Origin of the sequence: Acidovorax sp. HMWF018, assembly GCF_003061035.1 — a bacterium.
Taxonomy (GTDB): Bacteria; Pseudomonadota; Gammaproteobacteria; order Burkholderiales; family Burkholderiaceae_C; genus Acidovorax; species Acidovorax delafieldii.
This window is the reverse complement of the sequence record NZ_QAIM01000223.1, coordinates 11,907-14,425: the sequence shown is the minus strand read 5'-3', so window position 1 is coordinate 14,425 and position 2,519 is coordinate 11,907. Positions and strand designations below refer to the sequence as shown.

At 65.9% G+C, this 2,519-nt stretch carries 5 protein-coding genes; 1 reads left to right on the top strand and 4 read right to left on the bottom strand.

The genetic code is table 11. The annotated features are described in order from the left end of the window. Positions 1 to 282: DUF2069 domain-containing protein (locus tag DBR23_RS07930; protein ID WP_146191278.1), on the bottom strand; the 282-nt coding region annotated here is incomplete at its 3' end. Positions 283 to 303: 21 nt separating this feature from the next. On the opposite strand from DBR23_RS07930, the gene DBR23_RS07925 reads away from it, so the two are divergent. Then, positions 304 to 1,554, top strand: coding sequence for a YihY family inner membrane protein (locus DBR23_RS07925; protein WP_108497865.1), 1,251 nt, complete (start codon positions 304 to 306; stop codon positions 1,552 to 1,554). 104 nt (positions 1,555 to 1,658) lie between these two features. On the opposite strand, the gene DBR23_RS07920 is transcribed toward DBR23_RS07925, so the two are convergent. From DBR23_RS07920 to DBR23_RS32240, 3 genes are all read right to left on the bottom strand, one after another. After that, positions 1,659 to 2,006 (bottom strand): DUF962 domain-containing protein, encoded by a 348-nt coding sequence (locus DBR23_RS07920; protein ID WP_108497864.1) that lies wholly within the window; start codon positions 2,004 to 2,006, stop codon positions 1,659 to 1,661. A 161-nt stretch (positions 2,007 to 2,167) separates the two neighbouring features. Next, entirely contained in the window at positions 2,168 to 2,371 is a 204-nt protein-coding gene (locus DBR23_RS32245) for an alpha/beta fold hydrolase (protein ID WP_369882098.1), read from the bottom strand. A 25-nt stretch (positions 2,372 to 2,396) separates the two neighbouring features. Further along, the coding region (locus DBR23_RS32240) for a hypothetical protein (protein ID WP_369882099.1) at positions 2,397 to 2,519 on the bottom strand (123 nt) is incomplete at its 5' end.

Here is a 2,519-nt window from a genome sequence, read left to right as displayed (position 1 = left end):
GCCGCGCACCACGCCTTCGGTGAAGTACAGCCAGATCACCAGGCTGACCCAGCGGTAGGTGTACATGCGGTTTTTCAGGATGCCTGCCAGCGGGATGCACAGCGGCAGGGCCTTGATCGCCAGCCAGGTGCCGCCTGGGCGCAAGGGGGCCAGCACCAGTTCCCAGGCCAGGCACAGAACAATCAGGGCGAGCAGGCTGCCGGTGGCTACCCAGCGTGTGGCGGCAACGCCGTTGTCGGACGGTGTGAGAGGGGAGGCAGGGGCGGTGGGAGAGTCGGTCATTGGGGTGGCATCATATCGGCCATGCCTTTTTCCATACAGACAGTAGCGTCGCGCACCGAGGCGTTGATCAATGAGCTGTCGCACTTCCCATGGAAGACCACGGCCCAGACGCTGCGTGAGCGCTTTCGTGAGGACCACCTGGGCCTCACGGCCAGCAGCCTCACCTTCACCACCATCCTGGCGCTGGTGCCGTTTTTTACGGTGGCGCTGGCGGTGTTCACCGCATTTCCCATCTTCGGCAAGCTGCAGGACGCGCTGCAGGGCTGGCTGGTCAGCAGCCTGGTGCCCGACAGCATCTCGCGGCAGGTGTTGGGCTACCTCACGCAGTTTGCGGCCAAGGCCAGCAGCCTGGGGGTGGCGGGGTTCAGCATCCTGCTGGCCACGGCGCTGGCGCTGATCCTGACCATCGACCGTACGCTCAACGACATCTGGCGCGTGCAGCGCCTGCGGCCGCTGGGACAGCGTGTGCTGATCTACTGGGCGGCCATCACGCTCGGCCCGTTGCTGATGGGCGCGAGCTTGGCCCTCACTTCGTATGTGATGTCGGCCTCCGGCGGGCTGGTCAAGCGCCTGCCGGATGGCGTGCAGTTGCTGTTCGATTCGATCCAGTTTGTGGTGCTGGCGGGCGGCATGGCGTCGCTGTACCACTATGTGCCCAACACGCCGGTGAAATGGCGGCACGCCTGGACGGGCGGCTTTTTTGTCGCGGTGTGCATCGAGCTGGCCAAGAAGGTGCTGGCGGTGTACCTGGGCAAGGTGCCCACCTACTCGGTGGTGTACGGCGCGTTTGCCACGCTGCCCATCTTGCTGGTCTGGATCTATGTGGCCTGGGTCATCGTGCTGCTGGGTGCTGTGGTGACCGCGTACCTGCCCAGCCTGCTGGCGGGGGTGGCGCGGCGCGGCACGGTGGCGGGCTGGACGTTTCAGCTGGCGGTGGAGGTGCTGCAGGCGCTGCACCGTGCGCGCCAGCAGCCCATCAAGGGCCTGCGCCCCAGCCAGCTGGCCCAGTTGCTGCGGGTCGATGGATTGCAGCTGGAGCCCGTGCTGGAAGCCCTGACCGCGCTGGACTGGGTTGGACAGGTGGCCGATGCTGCGGTGAGTGCGGCCGACGTGCCCGAGTCCCGCTATGTGCTGCTGGCCGACCCGGATAGTACCTTGCTTGCGCCCCTGGTGCAGCGCTTGCTGCTGCAGCGCGTGGACAGCCTCGGGCCGCTGTGGGTCAACGCCAGGCTCGAAAGCTTGCACATGGCGGATGTGCTGCAGGCGCGTTGACCGGGGTGAATGACTGCCTTCAAATAGCGACTCATTGCTATACAAATAAGAGCTAATGAGGCATGTTGCACTAGCGCTTCCAGCCCCTGGGGCTCCAAGTCATCTCACAGGGGTACTTTACGCGTCCAGATGTCCTTGTACATGACCCAGTCGCCCATGAAGCTGTACAGCGGGCGCTTGAAGCTGGCGGGCTTGTTCTTTTCAAAGCCGAAGTGCCCCACCCAGGCAAAGCCGTAGCCGCAGAGCAGGCCGTACAGCAGGTACTGGGGCTTGCCCGTGGCCACCAGCATGGCCAAGCAGACCAGCGTGAGCGTGGAGCCCACAAAATGCAGGCGGCGGCATGTGCGGTTGCTGTGTTCGCTCAGGTAGAACGGGTAGAAGTCCGCGAAGCGCTTGAAGGCCCGAGGGTCCGTGCTGGGCGCTGGTTGCGGGGTGGCAGTCTGGGTGGTCATGGCGTTGTCTCAGGGCGGCGTTGGGGCTCTGCCCGCGTTATACGCCGTGACCCCGGTGCGCACCAGCGGGGCAGTGCGGGTGTGGTGTCGCCAACGGGTCTGCCGCTTTGAACAGGTTCTGAAAGCCCCGGCGGGCCTGCCAGCGCGCCGGGGTTTGGGAGTCACCGGGCCAGGAAGTCCCGGATGGCGGCCAGTGTCTCTTCAGGCGCCTCGGTCATCTGGTTGTGCCCCACGGGCAGATGGGCGATCTGCACCTGCTTGCCCGCCGCCTGGGCGGCCTTGACGAGTCCCTGTGCGGCCTTGGGCGCCGTCATCTGGTCCTGGCTGCCCAGCGCAAACAGCACGGGGCAGGTCAGTTGCGCCATGGCCGCTTCGCCACCGGCATAGCTGTCACAGGCCACAAATCCCCGGTGGAACACGTTGACTGCCGTATTGCTGCGCAGCACCTTGCGCCCCAGCGCCATGCCCGCACCAAACACCCAGGTGCCCGGGCCCAGGGCCGACGGGGGCGCA

Coding starts and splice junctions, on each gene's coding strand:
- DBR23_RS07925 (WP_108497865.1), top strand. CDS start 304: ATGCCTTTTTCCATACAGACAGTAGCGTCGCGCACCGAGGCGTTGATC.
- DBR23_RS07920 (WP_108497864.1), bottom strand. CDS start 2,006: ATGACCACCCAGACTGCCACCCCGCAACCAGCGCCCAGCACGGACCCT.
- DBR23_RS32245 (WP_369882098.1), bottom strand. CDS start 2,371: ATGGCGCAACTGACCTGCCCCGTGCTGTTTGCGCTGGGCAGCCAGGAC.